This window comes from Nocardia sienata NBRC 100364, assembly GCF_001613205.1.
In the GTDB taxonomy this organism is placed as follows: Bacteria; Actinomycetota; Actinomycetes; order Mycobacteriales; family Mycobacteriaceae; genus Nocardia; species Nocardia sienata.
This window is the reverse complement of record NZ_BDBX01000101.1, coordinates 1-5,562: the sequence shown is the minus strand read 5'-3', so window position 1 is coordinate 5,562 and position 5,562 is coordinate 1. Positions and strand designations below refer to the sequence as shown.

Sequence of the window (5,562 nt, the reverse complement as noted above, 5' to 3'; positions counted from 1 at the left end):
TTGCGCAGATTCCAAGGCCCGGATCTGCCACTCGCCGGCTGGATCTACAAGTACACCGGCACACCGCTGACCGGCTGGAAGACCCTCGACAACAACCCGGCAACAGCACAGATCGCCGCCTCCGGCGGCCATCTGTACCAGCGCCACGACACGGGCCGGATATACCGGCACACCGCGTAGTGTGCGCAGATGTGGCGACCGTCGGTCGATGAGATTTGGTGACCAGCGGACGCCCGCGGAACCGGCTGCATGACTGCGAAAGCCCCTGGTTCTGGCCGGCAGAAGCCTGAGATGTTGCACGAAACGAGAACCGGCCGGCTGCTATCCGGCCGGTTCTCGCGTTTCAGGGTCGCACACAGAGCCGTGAGAGAGGCGTACGCCGCCACGAGCGCATCATCCTGGGGTCGCTTATCGGTGGTCAGATCCGTCTCTGAGTCGGCGTGACCGGGCCGCTCGGGCCTTAGGTGAGCAACCGCAGCGAAGACGCCCCCACGGTGCAGAGCCTCGAAGACGTACTCGGCGCGATGCAGTTCGCCATCGACCTGACCGACGAGGAATATGGCGCGATCTGCACCCGGGCCCGCGCCGACCTGGCCGGCCGCTACCCCGACCCCACTGCCGGGTAGTGGGTGCGTCATGGCAAGGCTGATGTCGGTGGCCCTGACCGAACCGCAGGTCAGGGCCCGCAGCAAGACCGTCACCCGCCGGATGGGCTGGCACGTACTGAAACCGCGAGACCGGCTGACTTTGTGCCGCAAGGTGATGGGCCGGCGCCGTGGGGAGCTGCTGGTGCGCATCGTCGACGTGCCGGAGTGTGCACGCACCGAGCACCCGATCGACTGGCCCGGCCTGATCACCACGATTCCGAATCAGCTGACCTGGAACCAGAGAATGCTGGACGTGAACCTGGGCGGCACCGGTGCCAGCGTCGCCGTCGCCTACCGGCTGCTGGGCGAGCACGGTCTCCACCCCCACATGGATGTCTGCCTCTGGCTCGAACCCGACGGACGGTTCTCCGTCGAACCTTTGGCCATGTGGTCGCAGATAGGCCCCCGCGAACTCAGCCGCCAGGCCGACGAGATCCTGGTGGCCGGCGGGCGCCCACGCGACCGGCTCCGCGACGACGAAGCCTCCTGGGCCTGGATGCTGGAGGCCTGGAACCTCGACACGAAGAGAGAACCGGCCGGCTGCTACCCGGCCGGTTCTCGCAATTCGGGGTCGCACACCCCGGATCAGCCCTGAGTCGCGTCGTACCAGCGTGGTGCAATACCGCATGACGGTCATCCAGCTCGCCGACGAATGGACAGTGACAGGTGCTATCGGCGAGCCGACGAAACTGAGCGAAGTCCTCGAAGTCGACTGCAAGGGGCGGCGGGCGGTAATCGAGATCGTTCAGAACAGCGACTCGTCCCGCCGCCCGCGCCGTCTCCGTGGCGCCGGTGATCATCGGCGGTGCTGATCGCTTGTTCGCAGTCCCGCCCCGACCGCGATCGGGACGGGTCATGATGTCGATCCCGCCGGTAACGCCTCGGAGTACTCCGATGACCGGTCGAGAGCGGGCAGCAGCAGTGGAGTCGCCAACAGCAGCGCTCCGGCCGATGTGACGGCCGCCCGAGTTCCGATCCATGCGGCGAGCAGACCCCACAGCCCGGTGACCACCGCGATCGTCAGCTTCTTGCTCACCGACCAGGCCGCCAGCGCGCGCGTCGCCCGATCCGGCGGTAGCTGCTCCAGCCGGTAGGTGGCGAAGACCGGATTGAATACCGCCATACAGACGATCACGGCCGTCTGTACCACCAGGACGAGCATCAACCCGCCGGCGCCGGCGGTGACCGCACCCAGCGCGACCGGCCAGCACACCCGCGCGACCCCGGAAACCCGCAGTACGCGCCCGCGCCCGTACCGGTCGACGAGCCGGGTCGCGAGCCGCGCCCCGAGCAGTCCGCCCAGGCAGGGCAGCGCGAACGCCAGTCCGAATTCCCAAGGGGCGAAGCCGAGCTGTCCGAGCATGAGTACCGCCATCAGCGGCTGGGTGGCCATGATCAGCGCGCCGACGAGGGCGTCGTTGCAGAGCAGGGGGCGCAGCCCGGGATGGCCGAGTACGTAACGCCAGCCCTCGAACTGCGCGCCCGAGCGCGGCGGGTGGGGGCGGGCCGGGCGCGGTTCCCGGTCGCCGATCGCGCCCAGGCACACGGCCGAGGCCAGATAGCTCAGGCCGTCCGCTACCAGGATGGCCATCGGGCCCAGGAGCCCCACCGCGGCGCCGCCCAACGGCGGCCCGAGCACGGTGGCGGTCCAGTTCGTGGATTCGAATCGGGCATTGGCCACGAGCAGGTCATCCGGCGCCACCAGCGATTTCAGGTAGGCGCCGGACGCGGCGGTGAAACCGATATCGGCGGTCGCGGCGACAATCGCGACCACGAGCAGCTGCGTGAACCCGAGTGCGCCGAACGCGAAAGCGATCGGAATGCTCAGCAGCGCCGCGCACCGGATCGAATCCATGGCGATCAGGACCGGCCGCTTGCGGCGGAACTCCACCCACGGGCCCAACGGAACCGCCACCAGGGCACCGACCGCGAGGCCGGCCGCCGCCAGTATCGAGACCTCGGCGGGTCCGGCGTGCAGGACGAGGACGGCGACCAGGCCGAACGCGTTGAACGCCAGCGCTGTACCGAAACGGCTCACCGAGTAGGCGGCCCACAGCCAACCGAACTGCCGTCCCAGGGACCGCCCATCCGCCATTCCGGCGTACCTCTCGCTCGATATTCACGCAGTGATCTGCGCGAGCAAAGCAGAAAGCGCGGGCCGCGATCAAACAACCGCGGCGGTACCCGGACACAACCGTTCGTTGTATTCCGTGAGTGCTCACCGGCGAAGGTCGACCCCGGTGTGTGCCGTGATCATCCGGGGCGATATATTCGAGTGGGCAGGCCGGAAATTACTTCCGGTGGACGGCCGCGGTGCCGATTCAAGTCTTATTTCCTCGGTCCCGCCTGTTTTCGCCCCGTATCCGGTCGTGTGCTGAAAACTCGGGGAAATTCTGGATGTCAGGCCCGGTGAATGCCCCTGGCGCCGACCGTGACCGGGGCGCCTGCTCGGCCCGATGATCCGGCGCAGCGTCGGGTTGTACCTATGCCCGCCCTGCCGCGGACCTCCCGCACCCGAACCTGCTACGGCCGATTCCGCGGTTTTTCGCCATTCGGCTTGACGCCATGCGGATCGAGATGTCACTATCGAAATAGAAAAGCATCGGAAAACGGATGCTTTATTTTTCATGTATCTCGACATTCGTCGATCTCGTGTGTAATTTAGGACTTCGCGCCGGGGCGCATGCTGTCCGACTCTCGAAATACGAAATCACCGTGGAAGCGGCGCGTTCTGCCTATCGCTGCCACGGGTTGTTGTCGAGTCATGTCCGGACGGCTTCCGCCCGCGGTACGCGATCCGAATAACGCCCACTGGACAAGCAGAAACATGCCGCCCGTACCGAGAAAGGTAGGGGTGGCGTGCGGTGCTGGAAGGACGCATCTTGGCACTCTCCGACAAGACCGAGGCCGCTGCCGGGACATCTGTCGCGAGCCGAATTCCCGGGGGCCCCGAACGCCTCTCCTTCGCCAGAGTCCGTGAGCCCCTGGAGGTGCCGGGGTTGCTGGAGATCCAGACCGACTCGTTCGGCTGGTTGATCGGCGCCCCCGCCCAGCGGGCACGGGCGGCCGCCCGCGGCGATTCGTTCACGGGCGGGCTGGCGGAGGTACTCGCGGAGGTCGGCCCGATCGAGGATTTCGCGGCGACCATGTCGCTGACCCTGTCCGAGCCCCGCTTCGAGGAGATCAAGGCTTCGATCGCCGAATGCAAGGACAAGGACATGACCTACGCGGCGCCGCTGTTCGTCACCGCGGAATTCGTCAACAACAACACCGGCGAGATCAAGAGCCAGACGGTCTTCATGGGCGATTTCCCGATGATGACCGACCGCGGCACCTTCATCATCAACGGCACCGAGCGAGTGGTCATCTCGCAATTGGTGCGCTCCCCTGGCGTCTACTTCGATCATTCCGTCGACAAGAGCACCGAGAAGGATCTGCACAGCGCGCGCGTCATCCCGTCCCGTGGCGCGTGGCTGGAATTCGATATCGACAAGCGTGACACCGTCGGTGTGCGTATCGACCGCAAACGCCGTCAGCCGGTGACCGTTCTGCTCAAGGCCCTCGGCTGGACCGCCGAACAGATCACCGAGCGGTTCGGTTTCTCCGGAGTGCTGATGTCGTCGCTGGACAAGGACAACACCGCGGGTACCGATGAGGCGCTGCTCGATATCCACCGCAAGCTCCGGCCCGGCGAACCGCCCACCAAGGAGTCGGCACAGTCGCTGCTGCAGAACCTCTTTTTCTCCGACAAGCGCTACGACCTCGCGGGTGTAGGGCGCTACAAGCTGGACAAGAAGTTCGGTGTCCGGCGGGACGCGCCCGGCGGGCCCCGGGTACTCACCGAACAGGACCTGGTCACCATTATCGAATACCTGCTGCGGCTGCATGCGGGGGAGCCGACGATGACCGGGCCCGGCGGTGTCGAGGTGCCGGTCGAGGTGGACGATATCGACCATTTCGGTAATCGCCGTGTGCGCACCGTGGGGGAGCTGATCCAGAACCAGTTCCGGGTGGGGCTGTCCCGGATGGAGCGTGTGGTCCGCGAGCGGATGACCACCCAGGACGTCGAGGCCATCACCCCGCAGTCGCTGATGAACATCCGTCCCGTCGTGGCCGCGATCAAGGAGTTCTTCGGAACCTCCCAGTTCTCCCAGTTCATGGACGAACGCAACCCGCTCGCCAGTCTCACCAACAAACGCCGCCTGTCCGCGCTCGGGCCGGGCGGCCTGTCCCGGGACCGCGCGGGCCTCGAGGTGCGCGATGTGCACTACAGCCACTACGGGCGCATGTGCCCGATCGAGACGCCGGAGGGCCCGAATATCGGGCTGATGGGCTACCTGTCGGTGTATGCGCGGGTGAATCCGTTCGGGTTCCTCGAAACGCCGTATCGGAAGGTGGTCGACGGCAGGGTGACCGACGAGATCGTCTACCTGACCGCCGACGAGGAGGACCGGCACGTCGTCGCGCAGGCGAACGAACCGCTCGATGCCCAGGGGCGCTTTGTCGAATCGCGGATCCCGGTCCGGCGCAGGTATTCCGAGGTCGAGTTCGTCGATACCGGCCGGGTCGATTACATGGACGTGTCGCCGCGGCAGATGGTGTCCGTCGCGACGGCGATGATTCCGTTCCTGGAGCATGATGACGCCAACCGTGCCCTGATGGGTGCGAACATGCAGCGTCAGGCGGTGCCGTTGATCCGTTCCGAGGCCCCTGTGGTGGGTACCGGTATGGAGTTGCGGGCCGCGGTGGATGCGGGCGATGTCGTGGTCAACGACAAGGCCGGTGTGGTCGAGGAGGTTTCCGCGGACTATGTGACGGTCATGGCCGATGACGGCACCCGCAAGTCGTATCGGATGCGGAAGTTCGCCCGCTCGAACCAGGGCACGTGTGCCAACCAGCGGCCGATCGTGGACGA

The 5,562-nt window shown here is 66.3% G+C and carries 5 protein-coding genes; 4 read left to right on the top strand and 1 reads right to left on the bottom strand.

The features are described 5' to 3' along the window. From NS4_RS32780 to NS4_RS30850, 3 genes are all read left to right on the top strand, one after another. A partial coding sequence (locus NS4_RS32780) for a hypothetical protein (protein WP_169811841.1) occupies positions 1-180 on the top strand: 180 nt, incomplete at its 5' end. A 284-nt stretch (positions 181-464) separates the two neighbouring features. After that, the gene (locus NS4_RS32515; RefSeq protein WP_157106345.1) at positions 465-626 is read left to right on the top strand and encodes a hypothetical protein; all 162 of its coding nucleotides are present in this window, start codon (positions 465-467) and stop codon (positions 624-626) included. A 10-nt stretch (positions 627-636) separates the two neighbouring features. After that, entirely contained in the window at positions 637-1,242 is a 606-nt protein-coding gene (locus NS4_RS30850; RefSeq protein ID WP_157106344.1) for a hypothetical protein, read from the top strand. A gap of 258 nt (positions 1,243-1,500) precedes the next feature. Here the strand turns inward: NS4_RS30850 and NS4_RS30840 are convergent, their stop codons facing one another. Beyond that, positions 1,501-2,742 carry an MFS transporter gene (locus NS4_RS30840; protein WP_063062984.1) on the bottom strand — a complete coding sequence of 414 codons (1,242 nt, stop codon included), beginning with the start codon at positions 2,740-2,742 and terminating at the stop codon, positions 1,501-1,503. A gap of 769 nt (positions 2,743-3,511) precedes the next feature. On the opposite strand from NS4_RS30840, the gene NS4_RS30835 reads away from it, so the two are divergent. Beyond that, positions 3,512-5,562, top strand: a 2,051-nt coding sequence (locus NS4_RS30835) for an RNA polymerDNA-directed RNA polymerase subunit B (protein WP_501193461.1), incomplete at its 3' end; no start/stop codon positions are given.